The 15,177-nt window shown below is 61.9% G+C and carries 16 protein-coding genes; 2 read left to right on the top strand and 14 right to left on the bottom strand.

Annotation, left to right across the window (positions count from 1 at the left end):
- Positions 1–12: 12 nt before the first annotated feature.
- Both betC and choX read right to left on the bottom strand, forming a co-directional pair.
- Positions 13–1,527: a choline-sulfatase gene (gene betC / locus N434_RS17305; RefSeq protein ID WP_110759505.1), complete on the bottom strand. Its 1,515-nt coding sequence runs from the start codon at positions 1,525–1,527 to the stop codon at positions 13–15.
- A 14-nt stretch (positions 1,528–1,541) separates the two neighbouring features.
- Positions 1,542–2,495 carry a choline ABC transporter substrate-binding protein gene (gene choX / locus N434_RS17300; RefSeq protein ID WP_110759503.1) on the bottom strand — a complete coding sequence of 318 codons (954 nt, stop codon included), beginning with the start codon at positions 2,493–2,495 and terminating at the stop codon, positions 1,542–1,544.
- Between the two features lie 94 nt (positions 2,496–2,589).
- Here choX and N434_RS17295 point away from each other — a divergent pair, with 94 nt between their 5' ends.
- Positions 2,590–3,486: a choline sulfate utilization transcriptional regulator gene (locus N434_RS17295; protein WP_065116879.1), complete on the top strand. Its 897-nt coding sequence runs from the start codon at positions 2,590–2,592 to the stop codon at positions 3,484–3,486.
- A 30-nt stretch (positions 3,487–3,516) separates the two neighbouring features.
- Here the strand turns inward: N434_RS17295 and N434_RS17290 are convergent, their stop codons facing one another.
- From N434_RS17290 to N434_RS17265, 6 genes are all read right to left on the bottom strand, one after another.
- A complete protein-coding gene (locus tag N434_RS17290) occupies positions 3,517–4,968 on the bottom strand; it encodes an aldehyde dehydrogenase (protein ID WP_110759501.1) in 1,452 nt (483 codons plus the stop codon).
- 16 nt (positions 4,969–4,984) lie between these two features.
- Positions 4,985–5,707, bottom strand: coding sequence for an ABC transporter ATP-binding protein (locus N434_RS17285; protein WP_110759500.1), 723 nt, complete (start codon positions 5,705–5,707; stop codon positions 4,985–4,987).
- Positions 5,700–6,428, bottom strand: a complete 729-nt coding sequence (locus N434_RS17280) for an ABC transporter ATP-binding protein (protein WP_110759498.1) — start codon at positions 6,426–6,428, stop codon at positions 5,700–5,702. Before N434_RS17280 ends, N434_RS17285 begins: the two co-directional genes overlap by 8 nt.
- A complete protein-coding gene (locus tag N434_RS17275; RefSeq protein ID WP_003521750.1) occupies positions 6,425–7,333 on the bottom strand; it encodes a branched-chain amino acid ABC transporter permease in 909 nt (302 codons plus the stop codon). The genes N434_RS17280 and N434_RS17275 overlap by 4 nt, the downstream gene beginning before the upstream one ends.
- On the bottom strand, positions 7,330–8,202 hold the full coding sequence (locus tag N434_RS17270; protein ID WP_110759496.1) for a branched-chain amino acid ABC transporter permease: 873 nt from the start codon (positions 8,200–8,202) through the stop codon (positions 7,330–7,332). Before N434_RS17270 ends, N434_RS17275 begins: the two co-directional genes overlap by 4 nt.
- 69 nt (positions 8,203–8,271) lie before the next feature.
- On the bottom strand, positions 8,272–9,486 hold the full coding sequence (locus N434_RS17265) for an amino acid ABC transporter substrate-binding protein (RefSeq protein ID WP_110759494.1): 1,215 nt from the start codon (positions 9,484–9,486) through the stop codon (positions 8,272–8,274).
- Positions 9,487–9,620: 134 nt separating this feature from the next.
- Between N434_RS17265 and N434_RS17260 the strand changes: the two genes are divergently transcribed.
- Positions 9,621–10,493, top strand: a complete 873-nt coding sequence (locus tag N434_RS17260) for a helix-turn-helix transcriptional regulator (RefSeq protein ID WP_110759492.1) — start codon at positions 9,621–9,623, stop codon at positions 10,491–10,493.
- A 19-nt stretch (positions 10,494–10,512) separates the two neighbouring features.
- Here N434_RS17260 and N434_RS17255 read toward each other — a convergent pair whose 3' ends face one another.
- The 6 genes from N434_RS17255 to N434_RS17230 form a co-directional block, all read right to left on the bottom strand.
- Positions 10,513–10,812: a HigA family addiction module antitoxin gene (locus tag N434_RS17255; RefSeq protein ID WP_110759490.1), complete on the bottom strand. Its 300-nt coding sequence runs from the start codon at positions 10,810–10,812 to the stop codon at positions 10,513–10,515.
- Positions 10,813–10,867: 55 nt separating this feature from the next.
- Positions 10,868–11,149, bottom strand: a complete 282-nt coding sequence (locus tag N434_RS17250; RefSeq protein ID WP_065116887.1) for a type II toxin-antitoxin system RelE/ParE family toxin — start codon at positions 11,147–11,149, stop codon at positions 10,868–10,870.
- Positions 11,150–11,224: 75 nt separating this feature from the next.
- Positions 11,225–12,034, bottom strand: a complete 810-nt coding sequence (locus N434_RS17245) for an ABC transporter ATP-binding protein (protein ID WP_110759488.1) — start codon at positions 12,032–12,034, stop codon at positions 11,225–11,227.
- Complete coding sequence (locus N434_RS17240) at positions 12,031–13,071, bottom strand: FecCD family ABC transporter permease (protein ID WP_110759486.1); 1,041 nt, start codon at positions 13,069–13,071, stop codon at positions 12,031–12,033. The genes N434_RS17245 and N434_RS17240 overlap by 4 nt, the downstream gene beginning before the upstream one ends.
- Positions 13,068–14,111, bottom strand: coding sequence for a FecCD family ABC transporter permease (locus tag N434_RS17235; protein ID WP_110759484.1), 1,044 nt, complete (start codon positions 14,109–14,111; stop codon positions 13,068–13,070). Before N434_RS17235 ends, N434_RS17240 begins: the two co-directional genes overlap by 4 nt.
- Positions 14,108–15,118, bottom strand: coding sequence for an iron-siderophore ABC transporter substrate-binding protein (locus N434_RS17230; RefSeq protein ID WP_110759482.1), 1,011 nt, complete (start codon positions 15,116–15,118; stop codon positions 14,108–14,110). The genes N434_RS17235 and N434_RS17230 overlap by 4 nt, the downstream gene beginning before the upstream one ends.
- Positions 15,119–15,177: the final 59 nt, after the last annotated feature.

Here is a 15,177-nt window from a genome sequence, read left to right as displayed (position 1 = left end):
ATCCAGCCTGTTTCACTCTCCGCGCGGAAAACGCTGATTTTCCTCCAGCACGTTGAGGTCCATGTGGTTGCGCATGTAGCGTTCCGATGCTTTCTGCAGGGGCTGGTAATCCCACGGATAATAGGCGCCGTTGCGCAGCGCCTTGTAGACCACCCAGCGCCGCGCCTGGCTTTCGCGAACGGCGGCGTCGAACACCGGCAATTGCCAACGCCGACCAATCTCGGCGGAAAGCGATGAGAGCACATCGCTGAAAGCGGGATCGCCGGCAAGGTTGGTGCGCTCTTCCGGATCGGCCCCGAGATCATAGAGCAGCGGCGGATCAGCCTCGCAGACCGACAGCTTGTAGCGGCCGTCCCTGATGGCAACGAGCGGTGCGATGGAGCCTTCGGCGGCATATTCCATCGGCACCGGGCCACGCCCGCCGGTCCCGTGAGCCAGCGCCGCCAGATCTTCGCCATCAGTCCAGCGTTTGAGTGAAGTAATATCAAGCCCGGCCAGACCACACAGCGTCGGCGTGACGTCGAGTGTCGAGACAGGGGCATCGATCAAAGCCGGCTGCCAACCGGGTGCGGCCACCATCAGCGGCACACGGGCGGAACCTTCGAAGAAACACATCTTGAACCACAGGCCACGCTCGCCCAGCATATCGCCATGGTCTGACAGGAAGAGGATGATCGTGTCCTCCTCCATCCGCGTAGTCTTCAGAACCTCGAGGATTTCGCCGACCTTTTCGTCGATATAGGAGATATTGGCGAAATAACCGCGCCGTGCCCGGCGTATCTGCTCGCCTGTGATCTCGAACGCCCCGTGATCGCAGGCTTCCAGCAACCGCTTCGAATGTGGGTCCTGCTCATCGAAGGCAATCGCCTGCGACTGCGGGTCGAGCGCCGGGCAGTCTTCATAGAGGTCCCAGAATTTGCGCCGCGCCACATAGGGGTCGTGCGGGTGGGTGAAGCTGACCGTCAGGCACCACGGCCGTTCATCAAGGCGGCGCGACAGGTCGTAAAGCTTGCGGGTGGCGTTATAGGCCACCTCGTCGTCATACTCCATCTGGTTAGTGATTTCGGCGACACCTGCGCCAGTCACCGAGCCGAGATTGTGATACCACCAGTCGATCCGCTCACCCGGCTTGGTATAATCGGGTGTCCAGCCGAAATCCGCCGGATAGATATCCGTCGTCAGGCGCTCCTCGAAGCCATGCAGCTGGTCCGGGCCGACGAAATGCATCTTTCCTGAAAGGCCGGTGTAATAACCCGCCGCCCGCAGGTGGTGCGCATAGGTCGGGATATCGGAAGCAAATTCGGCAGCATTGTCGTAAACCCGCGTGCGGCTCGGCAATTGCCCGGACATGAAGGACGCACGGGCCGGCGCGCAGAGCGGGCTTGCCGTATAGGTGTTGGCGAAGCGGACGGACCGCTTCGCCAGTGTTTTGAGATGGGGTGCGTGAAGAAAATCGGCCGGGCCGTCGGGAAAAAACGTTCCGTTGAACTGGTCGGCCATCAGGATCAGGATATTGGGACGCGGCATTTCCACTTTCCGGCTTAGAGACCAAGCTTGCCTTTGACGGCGTCCGCACCCGGCTTGCCATCCAGCGTGGTAACGCCCTGCAGCCAGCCATCCAGCGCCTGCGGATTGGCCTTCAGCCAGGCCGCTGCCGCCGCCTTCGAATCCTCGCCACCGAGAATCGAGCCCATCAGGGTATTTTCCATGCCGATATCGAATTTCAGGTTCTTGAACAGCGTCGCCGCATTCGGGCATTGCTGCGGCCAGCCGGTGCGGGCGAGCGTATAGACCTCAGCCCCACCGAAATTCGGACCGAAATAGGCGTCGCCGCCGGAGAGATAGGCGATATCGATCTTCTCGTTCATCGGATGCGGCGCCCAGGCGAGGAAGACCACCGCCTTCTTGTCCCTGCCCGACCGTTCCACCTGCGCCAGCATGGCCTGTTCGCCGGATTCGACGAGTTGCCAGCCCTTCAGACCGAAATCATCGGCGTCGATGATCTTCTGGATATTCTGGTTGGCCGGTGCGCCCGGCTCGATACCGTAAATCTTGCTTTCGAATTCATCTGCATGTTTGGCGAGATCGGCGAAATCCTTGACGCCCTTTTCCGCCATATAGGCCGGCACCGCCAATGTGAACTTGGCGCCCTCGAGGTTCTTCGTCATCACCTCGGCCGCCTTGGCGGCATTCAGATCGTCCACGAAGGATTTCTGCGCCGGCATCCAGTTGCCAAGGAAAACGTCGATCTCGCCGTTTTTCATCGCCTGATAACCGATCGGCACCGACAGTGTCTTGACGTCAGCCTCATAACCCAAGGCATCGAGCAGCACGGAGGCAACGCCATTGGTGGCGGTGATGTCGGTCCAGCCGGGATCGCTGAGACGGATCGTCTTGCAGGCCGCGTCATCGGCCGCCTGAAGCGGGGTGGAGAAGGCCGCCACGGACAGAAAAAGACCGGCGGCGATGCGATGCAGATGAGAAATGGTTTTCATTGCGGCTCCCCTTTTATCAATCCAGTTTATTGAACACCACGTTGCTTTTGCCTGTGAAGCGGGTATTTTTCGATAGTTGATATAAGGAATTTTAATGTCAGACCGGCCGCTTGACCTGGGATGGATGCGCATTTTCACCGAGGTTGCCCGCCGCGGCAGCCTGACGGCGGCGGCGGCATCCCTGCGGCTGACGCAGCCTGCCGTAAGTTATCAGATTCGCCGGCTGGAGGAGGAACTCCGCGTAGCGCTCGTGCAGCGCAGACATCGCGGCATCGAACTGACGACGGAGGGGCAGAGGCTGTTCGAGATCGTCTCACGCAATGTCGACGCCATCGACCTTCTCGCTCAGCAGCTTCGCCGGACGGAGGAACGGCAGACCATCCGTCTGCACACGGACTATGCCTTCTCGTCCCTGTGGCTCATCCCGCGCATGCACGGCTTTCGCGCGCTCAACCCCGACATCAACATCCAGATCGTCGCCACGCAGGATCCGCTTGGCCAGGGCAAACACGACAGCGACGTGATGGTGATTTTCGGCACGCGGCAGGAGGCGGGCGAAGGAGCGGTATTGCTGCTTTCGGAGAAGGTCACGCCGGTCTGCTCGCCGGCGCTCCTGGCGGAAACGCCGGCACCAGCGGGTGTCGCTGATTTTTCACGCCATAAACTCATCCACCTCGAAAACACCTCGCAGGCGCACTGGTTCGACTGGGCTGCCTATTTCAAGCATTTTGGCGTGCATCGCGGTGCCGAGCATGATGGCGGCGATATCAGCTTCAACAATTACACCATGGTGGTGCAGGCAACCATTGGCGAACAGGGTTTCGCGCTCGGCTGGGCCGGACTGGTCGATCCGTTGCTGGAGGCCGGCGTGCTGGTGACGGCAGGCCCGAGCCTCGATGCGCCGGGACGCGGCTACTGGCTGATGCGGCCGAAAAGCAGCGACAGTGCGGTGAGAAAACTCACCGGCTGGCTGATCGACGAGCGGCGATGACGCCGCCCGCCAGCCTGTACCGTTTGCGGTTCAGATGGGATAATGCAGCGGCCCGTCCTGCAGCGTGACCCAGCGCAGTTCGGTGAATTCCGCAATGCCCGCCGTGCCGCCAAAACGGCCGTATCCGGAGGCCTTGACGCCGCCGAAAGGCATCTGCGCCTCATCGTGAACAGTCGGGCCGTTGATGTGGCATATGCCGCTTTCGATGCGGGCGGCAATGGCAAGCGCCCTTGCCTGATCCCTGCCGAAAATCGCAGCGGAAAGACCGAACTCGGTTTCGTTGGCGATGCTCACGGCCTCGTCGATGCTGCCGGCCCGGATGATGGAGACGACGGGACCGAAGCTTTCCTCGGCGTAAAGCCGCATGGCGGGCGTGACGCCATCGACGGCGATCGCATCCACCATCGTGCCATTGCCGCCGCCACCCGCGACCAGCCGCGCGCCCTTGGAGACGGCATCATCCACCAGCGCCCGGATGCGCGATGTCGCTTCGGCGCTGACCAGCGAGCCAAGCGGTGTTTTGCCCTCACGCGGATCACCGGCCGTGAGGCTCGAAGCCTTTTTGGCAAAGGCCTCGACAAATGTATCGGCAACGCTGTCGAGCACGATGATGCGCTCCGTCGACATGCAGATCTGGCCCTGGTTCATATAGGCGCCGAAAGCGGCAGCCGCGACAGCCGCATCGATATCGGCATCGTCAAGCACGATGAACGGCGCCTTGCCGCCAAGCTCCAGCAAAGCGGGTTTCAGGTAACGGCCGGCCGTTTCGGCAATCACCCGGCCGACGCGGGTCGAGCCGGTGAAATTCACGCGTCTGACGGCGGGATGCGCGATCAGCGTATCGACGATCTTTGCCGCATCTTCCGGCGCATTGGAGACGGCGTTGAGCACGCCCTTGGGCGGACCGGCGGAAGCGACGGCTTCGATGATCAGCGCATGGGTGCGCGGGCAAAGTTCCGAGGTCTTCATGACAACCGTATTGCCGCAGGCAAGCGGCGTGGCGATGGAGCGGACGCCGAGAATAACCGGCGCATTCCACGGCGCCATGGACAGGACAACACCTGCCGGCTGACGCAATGCCATTGCCATGGTTCCCGGACGGTTGGAGGGGATGATCTCGCCCTTGATCTGGGTCGTCAGGCTTGCCGCCTCCACCAGCATGTCGCTCGCCAGTTTGACGTTGAACCCGGCCCAGGCATCGGTTGCGCCAATTTCTTCCTTCATCGCCTGGGTAATGTCAGGCCCGGCGGCGAGGAGCGCCTGCGCGGCGGCCAGAAGCAGGCGGCGGCGTTCACCGGGCGGGGTTGCCGACCAGACGGGAAAGGCCGCGGCCGCGGCATCGGCCGCACGGGTGGCGTCCTCTACCGTTGCAGCCGCCGCACTGGTCGCCACATCGCCGGTAATGGGGTTGCTGCGTTCGAAACGCTTGCCGCTCGCGGCCGGGCAATGATCGCCGCCGATGAAAAGATTGACAGTCTGCATGGTCTTTCTCCTGAGTTCAGACAATGGCGGCGGTGGTGCCGCCGAGAAACGCCCGTTGCACGGCGGGATCGGCGGACAGGGCCTCAGCCGTGCCTGCCCCGACGATCCGTCCTGCTTCCAGCAAATAACCGCGATCGGCAAGCGCAAGGCTTTCGCGCACATTCTGCTCCACAAGCAGAATGGAAAGGCCGCTCTTCTTGATCTCCGCCAGGGCGGCAAAAAGTTCCTGCGTGACGATGGGCGCAAGCCCAAGGCTCGGCTCATCCAGCAGCAGATAATCCGGTGCCGACATCAAAGCCCGCCCGATGGCGACCATCTGCTGTTCACCGCCGGACATGGTACCGGCAAGCTGCTGCCGCCGCTCCGCAAGGCGGGGAAACAGTGCAAAAATATGCTCTCGTGTCGCCTTTTCCGCTGAGCGGGCATGGCGGGGATTGGCCCCGAGACGGAGATTGTCCTCCACCGTCAGCGCCGCGAAAATTCCGCGCCCCTCCGGCACCAGCGCCACGCCCCGCTCCACGATCTGATGGGCGGGAACAGCGGCAAGCGACGAACCATTGACGCGCACGTCGCCGGAGGCCGGAGCCACCATGCCGCCGACCGCTTTCAGCAGTGACGACTTGCCGGCTCCATTGGCACCGAGCAGCACCACCGTTTCGCCCCTGGCCACATTGAGCGATATGCCGTCAACCGCGAGATGTTTGCCGTAGCGGATTGTCAGTGCGTCTATTTCAAGCATGTGCCGCTCCCAGATAGGCGGAAATGACCTGCGGATCATCAAGCACCACAGCCGTCGGCCCATCGGCGATCTTGCGACCGGCCGCCATGACCACGGATCGCGGGCAGAGCGCGCGCACGGCGGCCATGATATGTTCCACCAGCAGGATCGTCGTACCCTCGGAAGCCAGCCGCCGGATCAACGCTATTCCTTCCTGAAGCTCCGTGGGGTTGAGGCCTGCAAGCCATTCGTCGAGAAGCAGAAGCTTCGGTTCGCCCGCCAGCGCACGCGCCAGTTCCAGCCGTTTCTGGTCGATATAGGTGAGATCGCCGGCCGGCATGGTTTCCCGCCCGGCAAGGCCTATTCTTTCGAGGCAGGCGCGCGCGACCTTCTCCGCCTCGAGACGGGACAGGCGTTGTGGCCCGAACATGGCCGATACGGCAACGTTTTCAAGCAGGGAAAGCGACGGCAAAAGCCGCACCAGCTGGAAGGTGCGCGCCACGCCGGCGCGCGCAATCACATCCGGCCGCCGGCCGGCAATCTCCTGCCCTTTCAGCCGTATCGACCCTTCGGTGGGCTTCAGCGCCCCGGAGATCAGGTTCATCAGCGTCGTTTTGCCGGAGCCGTTCGGCCCGAGCAGCCCGACGACCTCGCCGGCCTCGATTGTGAGGCCAAGGCCATCCACCGCCTTCAACCCGCCGAAGGTCTTGCGGATATCGGTGATTTCGAGAACGGCGCTCATGCGGCTTTCTCCTTTTTGCGCAGCTTCTCCAGTGCCGCCAGCACGCCATCCGGCAGAACAAAGACGATGAGGATGAAGAGAGCGCCGAGAATGATGGAAAAATGGTTGGGGAAGTTGGCGCCCAGCCACTCGAACAGCAGGAACAGCGGCACCGCCCCGAGAATGGGTCCCCAGCGGCGCGTGGCTCCGCCAAGCAACGCCATGATGACGGTGAGGAACGATACCTGCGGATTAAAGACGATGGCCGGCTCGATATAGACCCAGCGCGGGGCTTGAATGGCGCCGACCAGCGTGATGATCGTGGCAGACAGCACGAAGAGCGTCAGCTTGGTGCGGGCGAGATTAATGCCCGCATGGGCGGCCACGACCTCGTCGTCACCGATTGCCTTCAACGCCAGTCCGAGCTTGCTGCGGTCGATCAGGATTGCCAGCAGGAGGGTGATGACAGCCAGCGCCAGCAATTGCCAGAGCACATGCTGCGGCTCCAGCGGCAGGAAGATATAGCGCCCGAGCGTGCCGGTCACATTCACCTCATACCAGGTGATGAGCTGGCGGATGAGTTCGGCAAGACCGAAGGAAAAGATCACGAAATAAATGCCCGCGACGCGCAGCGTGGAAAGCCCGACGACAAGCGCAAGCGCCGCGCCGACAAGGGCCGCGCACAGAAGCACCAGCGGCCATGGCAAAACCTCGCTCAGCACCGCAACCGTATAGGCCCCGACACCGAAGAAAGCGACGGTGGCGAGCGAAATATAGCGGGTCGGACCGGAAAACATCGCCCAGGCGGAGGCGAGCGTCGCATAGCCCAGCAGGCCGATAATGACGCCGACGCCATAGGCATCGAAAAAGAAGGGGGAAAGCGCCAGCAGTGCAGCTGCGGCAAGGCCAATGAGAAGCGGGATCATTTGCCCCTCCTTGCGAAAATGCCTTCCGGACGCCAGAGCAGCACCACGAGGAAAAGCAGATAGGTGGCGGCAAGCGTGAGGCCGGGATCGACATAAACGAGCACGAAGGTTTCCACGAGGCCGAGCAGCAGGCCGGCCACCAGCGCACCAAGCAGATTGCCGACACCGCCCATGATGACAACGACAAGCGCCTTCATGGTGAAGACCACGCCATAGGAGGCGGAAAAGGTCTGGTACATCGAGATCATCACCCCGCCGGCCACGGCGAGTGCGCCGCCAAGGGCAAAGCCGATCGAGGCCACGCGGTTCACATCAATGCCAACCAGCGGCGCGGATTTGGGCGCAAGCGCCACCGCCCGCAGGTTGAGACCCCAGCGGCTGTGGGTGAGCGCCAGATAGAGCCCGCCGCCGATCGCCACCGACAGGCCGAAGGACAAGAGCCGGTTCAGCGCCACGGTCGTGCCGAAAATGTCGATGCCTTCGGCGAGATAGGAATAGGAATGGTAGTTGCCGCCAAACGCCACAAGCATGATGCCCTGGATAACGAAAAGCAGCCCGAAGGTCGCCAGAATGGAATCGACTTCCAGACGGCCGGAGCCCCCCGAACGGCGCACCAGCGGCCGCATCATGACCCGATAGATCACGAAAGACAGGCCGTAACCGAGCGGCACGATGATGAACAGCGACCAGAGCGGCGACAGGCCATAGCTGGAAAACAGCACGAAAGCGATGAAGGCAGCCGCAATCAGCACTTCGCCATAAGCAAGGTTCATGATGCGGGCGATGCCATATTGCAGCGAAAGTCCAAGCGCGATCAGCGCATAGGTCCCTCCCAGCATCAAGCCGAAGATGAGGGTGGATAAAAACAAAGAAGTGTCTCCAGTCTGGAACATGGCGAAGCCTGCCGGCCGGAGTTCACGGCCCCGGCCGGCAAAGGCTCACCATTGCGGCTTCGGAATGACCGGCTTTGCCACGCCTGAACGGTCCGCCGGCGCAATCGCCACAAAGCGGTCACCCTGCCATTGCCCCGCCCACCAAAGCTGCCGAAGCTGGTTGTCCTCAAGCTTGACCGGGCCGATGACGGTGTCGAAGCTTCCCGTCGAAAGTTCATTTGCCACAGCCGCCTTGTCGAGGCCGACGCGTTGAACGGACTGGGCTAGCATTTCGAGGCTCGCATAGGTGATGGCGCTTGCCCAGCTGTCCGGCTTGGCGCCGATGAAGGCCTCGTGGCGCTTGAAATAATCCTCGATCCTGTCGCTGCTGCCATCAACGCCGCCGATGCTGATCACGCCTTCCTGCTTGCCATCGGAGACCTTTGGGAAGATCGGGAAAGCACCGCCGACGCCGACATAAAGAACCTTCGGGTTAAACCGGGCCGTCTGCGCCTGTTTCGTCACCGCAAAACTGTCGGGCGGATAGGAAAAAGCGATAAAGCTGTCCGCACCGCTCGACGCCGCCTCGTTCACCAGTGCTGCGAAATCCGAGGTGCCGACCGGATAGGTCTTGTCATAGGCAAGTGTGAAACCCGCTTCCTTCAGCGCCGGTCGCGCGGCCTTGATGAGATCGATGCCGAAACCGTCAGCCACGGAAATCACCGCGACCTTGTCGTTGATCTGGCCGGCCTCGCGTGCGGCTTTCAAAACGTCGGCCAGCGCATTGGCATAGTCATGGCCGCCACCCAGCATCCAGAAGCTCTTCTTCCAGCGCGCGGCAAATTCGGGCGCCTTGTCGGTCACGCCTGTGACCGCAAGCTGCGGATAACCGAAGCGCTCATAAAGCGGTGCGACGGCCAGATTGAAGCCGGTGCCCCATGGCGGCAGAATGAAATCGACCTTGTCCTGGCTGGCCAGACGCTCGGTGAACCGCACCGCATCCTCGGCCGAGGAACGGTCGTCATATTCGACCACTTCCACCGGCAGGCGCTTGCCATCCGGCAAAGTGAGGCCGCCGGCATCGTTGACCTCCTTCACCCATAATTTGTAGTTCGGAATGGTGGTGATGCCAGCACCCGTGGCATTGGCGCCGCTTTTTGAAACGGCATAACCGATCTTCACCGAGGTACGGTCCTGCGCATTGGCAAAACCGAAGGATACCGCCGACAGGGCAGCACCAGAGAGCAGGCAGAACAGCGTTCTGCGCTTCAGACTATTCATGATGTTCCTCCCAAAGCGCCTTATCGGGGTTGCCGTTCTCCTCAAGGCTTTCCCCTGCGCTGCGCAAAGTTTAGCAATGACAGCCGCATATAAAATGCACTAGTGTAGCGCATTATTGTACTTTTGGAGGCATAATGCCGCTGCAAAGCCAGATTGCCGGCAATCGCGCTGAGATAACCGCACGCAACCTCTCCTCGTCATTGCGCGTATCGGAGCTGCGGCTGGAATCGGACAGCGCCCATCTGCTTCTCCTTTCCGCCGGTGAAGCGGAAATTCTCCAAGGTGAAAAGACGCTGCCGGTCGTAGCACCGGGACTCGTCTGGCTGCCCATCGGCCCCGCCGGCCGCCTGCGGCTGAATGCCGGAAGCCGTGGATCGCTGCTGAGGACGAGCGAAATCGGGCTTGCCCATGCGATGCCCACCGGCACGAGCGCGAGCGCCGTGCGCAACATATTGCAGCGTGTCCTGACGCAGGTGCCAGCGGAAAAGGACCGGCAGGAGCTGGCGGGTTATCTCGAGACCATCGCCAGCGAGAATATTCGCGCAACAACCGGTTCGGACACGATCATCGCCAGCCTGCTCTGTGTTACCCTCATCCGCATCTGCCAGCACGCCATCGCCGATATTGCCGCCGCCATCTCCACCCCTGGCAGCCTTACCGAACGGTTCGTCCTGCTGGTGAGCCAGCACAAACGCGACCAATGGGGCGTGGATGATTATGCTAGATATCTGAGCGTGAACCGTGAACGCCTGGGATTTGCGGTGCGCAAGGCCACGGGGCTTTCGCCGCAGGCCTATATTCACCGGGAACTGCTGTCCGAAGCGCGCGACCTTCTTCTCAACTCATCACTGCAAGTTGCTGAAATCGCGTTTCGATTGGGCTTTCAGGACCCCGGCTATTTCAATCGCTTCTTCACCCGCAACGAGGGCACGTCGCCCGGACGTTTCCGCCGGGCCGCAATGCGAATGCAGAACGTGCCGCCGCCATCTTATGCGGCCTGGCCGTGACCTGACAGGCGGCTGAAAATCAGGCCGCTTCCAGTTCTTTGATATTGGCAAGGTCCGCTTCCAGCCTCGCAGCCGCCGCCTTAATGTCAAAGGCGTTCTGCAAGTTTAGCCAATATTCCGGTGTGGTCTTGAAGAACTTTGCCAGGCGCAAGGCGGTGTCGGCGGTGATCCCAAGTTTCTCTCCCACAATCCGTTCTATGCGGGTGCGCGGAATATTGAGGTGCCTTGCAAGAGCGTATGCCGACATGCCCAGCGGCTCAAGATAGAGTTCCCGCAGGATTTCGCCCGGATGGATCGGGGGCGATTTACTGATTGTCATGATCGCTGGCCCTCCTTGGCCTATTTGTCACGAGCCTTTCCGCGAGACGACCCGACTAGTGATAGTCGGTTATTTCCACGCTTTCCGGCCCCGCGCCTGTCCAGACGAAACAGATGCGCCACTGCTTGTTGATCCGGATCGAATATTGGCCCTCACGGTCACCGGACAGCTTTTCCAAACGGTTACCGGGCGGTGATCGAAGGTCTTCAACCGTGGTCGCCGCATCCAGAATCGTGAGCAATTGCTGCGCGCGGCGTACCAGATCGGCGGGAAAGCCCTTCTTCACAGATCCGTCGTCAATCGATGCGGTCAGCTTGTTTTTGAAAGAACGGATCATTGCTGGCCTCGCGATATTAGTATCATAAACAGATACGCACGGAAGTCAACAAAACCGTATCTTAAAGAGATACGCCTATTGCCGCCCCACCACCACCCGGTGCCGCCCGATAGGCAGCATCATCGGCTTGCCGGAGGTCGGATCTTCGATGACCCGGCTTTCGATGCCGAAGACGTGGCGCACATTCTCTTCCGTCAGCACCTCTTCCGGCGTGCCGCAGACATGCAGCTTTCCGTCCCTCATGGCGACGAGATGGTCAGCATAACGGGCTGCGAGATTGAGATCGTGCAGCACCATGACGATGGTGGTCTCACGGGCATGGTTGAGGTCCGTCAGAAGATCGAGCACTTCGACCTGATGGCTGATATCGAGAAAGGTCGTGGGCTCATCCAGCAACAATATGTCGGTCTGCTGGGCCAGCGCCATGGCGATCCAGACCCGTTGCCGCTGGCCGCCCGACAGTTCATCCACCGGCCGCTCGGCAAGGTCCACCGTATCGGTGGCGACGAGGGCTGCGGCGACCGCCTCGTCATCCTGCCGCGACCAGCGGGCGAAAAGGCCGTGATGCGGGTGCCGGCCCCGACTGACGAGATCGGCAACGACAATGCCCTCCGGCGCTATCGGCGATTGCGGCAAAAGGCCCATGCGCTGCGCCAGTTCTTTTGAAGGAAGCCGGTGGATCGACTTGCCATCGAGCAGGACTTGCCCGGCGCGGGGCGTGATCAGCCGCGACATGCTGCGGAGAAGTGTGGACTTGCCGCAGGCATTAGCACCGACGATGACGGTGATTTTCCCGCGCGGAACGACGAGATCCAGCCCTTCGATGATGAGGGTTTCGCCGTAGCCAGCCGAAAGGCCGTTCACGGAAAGGGAGTGGCCGGTCATAACGAGCCTCCGCTGCGGTTGACCCGCACGATAAGGTAAATCAGATAGGGCGCCCCCAGCGCACCGGTAACGACGCCGACCGGGTAACGGCCCGGCAGCAGGAACTGGCCGCAATAATCCCCCACCAGCACCAACACCGCGCCGACAAGTGCGGCGGGAACAAGCAGCGAGCCGTTGTTGCCGACGATACGCGCGGCAATCGGCCCCGACAGGAAAGCGACAAAGGCGATAGGTCCCGAGACCGCCGTTGCGAAAGCAATCATGCCCACGGCGGCGATGATGACGATGATGCGGGTTTTCCCAACCCGCACGCCGAGTGCGGCAGCGGCATCATCGCCGAGCCGAAGCGCCTCGAGATCACGCGCACGGCTGATGAGCAACCCGCCGAACAGGATGAGCGCGATGAGCAGCGGCGACGTCTGGGCAAGTTTGGCGCCGTTGACACTGCCCGTCAGCCAGCGCATCGCCTCCTGCAGCGTCCAGGCGGGCGCGACGGAGAGAATATAGGCGATGAAGCTTTCGAGCATGGCAGAAACGCCGATGCCGACAAGGATAAGCCGTGTTCCCGCCACGCCGTTGCGGAAGGACAGGAGATAGACCAGCAGCGCAATGCCAAGACCGGCGAGGACGGCAAAGACCGAGACAAGCGGCCCGTTCAGCTGCAGCACTACGATGGCGAAGACGGCGGCAGCACTCGCGCCGGAACTGATGCCGATAATATCGGGACTGGCAAGCGGGTTGCGCAGCATGATCTGAAAGGCAACACCGCCCAGCCCGAAGCTCAGCCCGGCCAGCACCGAAAGCAGCGCACGCGGCAAGCGCAATTGCCCGACGGTGAAGCTGACGCCGGCAATATCCTCGCCAAGCAGAACGCGGATCACCTCACCGGGCGGCGTAAAGGATTGCCCCAGCATCAGCGTCAGGACGAATGCGGCAATCAGCAGGAGCGACAGGACGGCAATGACAAGGCGACGCCGGCGCTGTCGGGCGTGGCGGTTGAAAACCAGTGTGTCGATGACGGCAGCGTGCATGGTCATAGTTCGCGCACCCGCTGGCGTCTGACGATCCAGATGAAGAACGGTGCGCCGACCAGCGCGGTGACGATGCCGACATCGAGTTCGGACGGTCGTGCGACGATGCGGCCGACAATATCGGCGGCAAGCAGCAGGCAGGCGCCGCCGAGTGCTGAAAACGGCAGCAGCCAGCGATTGTCGACACCAACAAGCAGGCGGCACAGATGCGGCACCACCAGCCCGACAAAGCCGATAGGCCCGCAGATGGCTGTGGCCGCACCGCAGAGCAGAATGGCGCCTAAGGAGGCCACGGCCCTGGCGACAGCGACATTTTCACCAAGGCCGGCGGCGAGCTCGTCACCCAGCGCCAGCGAATTCAGCCTGCGCGCCGAAAGCAGGCTGATGGCGAAACCGGCGGCCAGAAACGGTAGAACGGTCTCGATGCGCTCGAAGGTGGCGCCGCCGACACCACCGATCTGCCAGGCGCGAATGCCACCGGCAATATCGCTGCGCGGCAGCACCACGGCGATGACCAGTGAGGAGAAGGCGACGGATGTGGCGGCACCGGCAAGCGCCAGTTTCAGCGGCGTGGCCCCGCCCCGCCCCAGCGAACCGACAACATAAACGAAGACGGCGGAAAGACCCGCGCCAACAATCGCGGCAATGATGAAGGCCTGCGAAGATGCAATGCCGAACCAGACGATGGCGATGACGACGGCGAGCGACGCACCCATGTTAACGCCGAGAATGCCGGGATCGGCCAGCGGATTGCGGGTGACGCCCTGCATGATGGCTCCCGCCAGACCGAGCGCGGCCCCGGCCAGAAGCGCAAGCACCGTGCGCGGCAGGCGGACCGCGACGGCCGCTTCCGCAACCGTTTCGACCCGGCCGGCAAGCGCCGCCGTAATATCGGCCAGCGATACGTCACGCGTGCCGATGGCGACCGAAAGCGCGCAAAGGACTGCAAGAAGCGCCAGCACGATGCCAAGCCAGAACACGCGCCTGCGGCCGGCGCGGCCGGCATATGGCAGGGTGGGAGCGCTGTCGGCCCCAGGCGTTGTCATTGCGGTTTCCCGGCGGATTTGTCCGCCGCTTTCGCTAGTAGATCGGCATAGTCCTTCAGCACCCAGGAAATCGACAGCGGCGTGGGATTGGACGCTGTTCCGAGCGGATCGCGCCCCAGCATGACGATGGCATCATGGGAAACGGCCGGCATACGGGCCAAAAGCGGATCAGCACGCATTGCATTCAGCAGCGGCTGGCTGCCATAGGTCACGACAATATCGACATCGTCGAAGGCATCGACACGCTCGGCGCTGACGCCGGCGGCGAATTGTCCCGGCTTCGTTGCTTCCACGACGCTTTTTGGCGAGGCAAGCCCGAGATCGGCGAAAAACTTCACCCGGCTGTCATTGGCGGTGTAAAAATTGACGACGCTGAGGTTGGTAGCATCGAGATGGGTAACGAACATCGCCGACTTGCCCTTCAACTGCGGATGGCCGGCGACCACCTCGGCAATCTCCGTCTCGATGCGTTTGATCAGCGCTTCACCTTCCGCAGCCATGCCAAGGCCGGCGCTGTTCAGCCGGATCATCTCGCGCCAGTCCGTCGCCCAGGGGGAAACGGGATAGGCGACCACGGGCGCGATCTGGCTCAACGTATCGTAGTCAGACTGGCTGAGACCGGAATAGGCGGCGAGAATGACATCCGGCTGCGTTGCCGCCACGGCCTCGAAATCGATGCCATCGCCCTCGTCAAACAGAACCGGTTTGTCCGCCTTGAGTTCGGTGAGCCGCTTTGCCACCCAGGGCAAGAGGCCATCGCCGTCATCATCACCGAAATTGGCGGCGGCGAAACCGACAGGCACAACGCCGAGCGCCAGCGGAACCTCATGGTTTGCCCAGGCGACAGTGGCGACGCGCTGCGGCTTCTTCGCAATCGTCGTCGTACCGAAGGCGTGCTTGATGACGATGGGATAGGTCGTCGCATCATCCGCCAAGGCCATATCAGGCGCGATTATCGACAGAAACAGCACAAGGGCCGGCACGAGGCAGCGGAACGGACGAAGCATGACGAAGCTCTCAAAGGTTCAAAAGTGGACTTGAACTCTCAGCTTCACATGCCCCCGTC

Source organism: Rhizobium sp. UGM030330-04 (assembly GCF_003208455.1).
GTDB classification, from domain to species: Bacteria; Pseudomonadota; Alphaproteobacteria; order Rhizobiales; family Rhizobiaceae; genus Agrobacterium; species Agrobacterium rhizogenes_A.
This window is presented reverse-complemented; position numbering and strand designations above follow the sequence as displayed.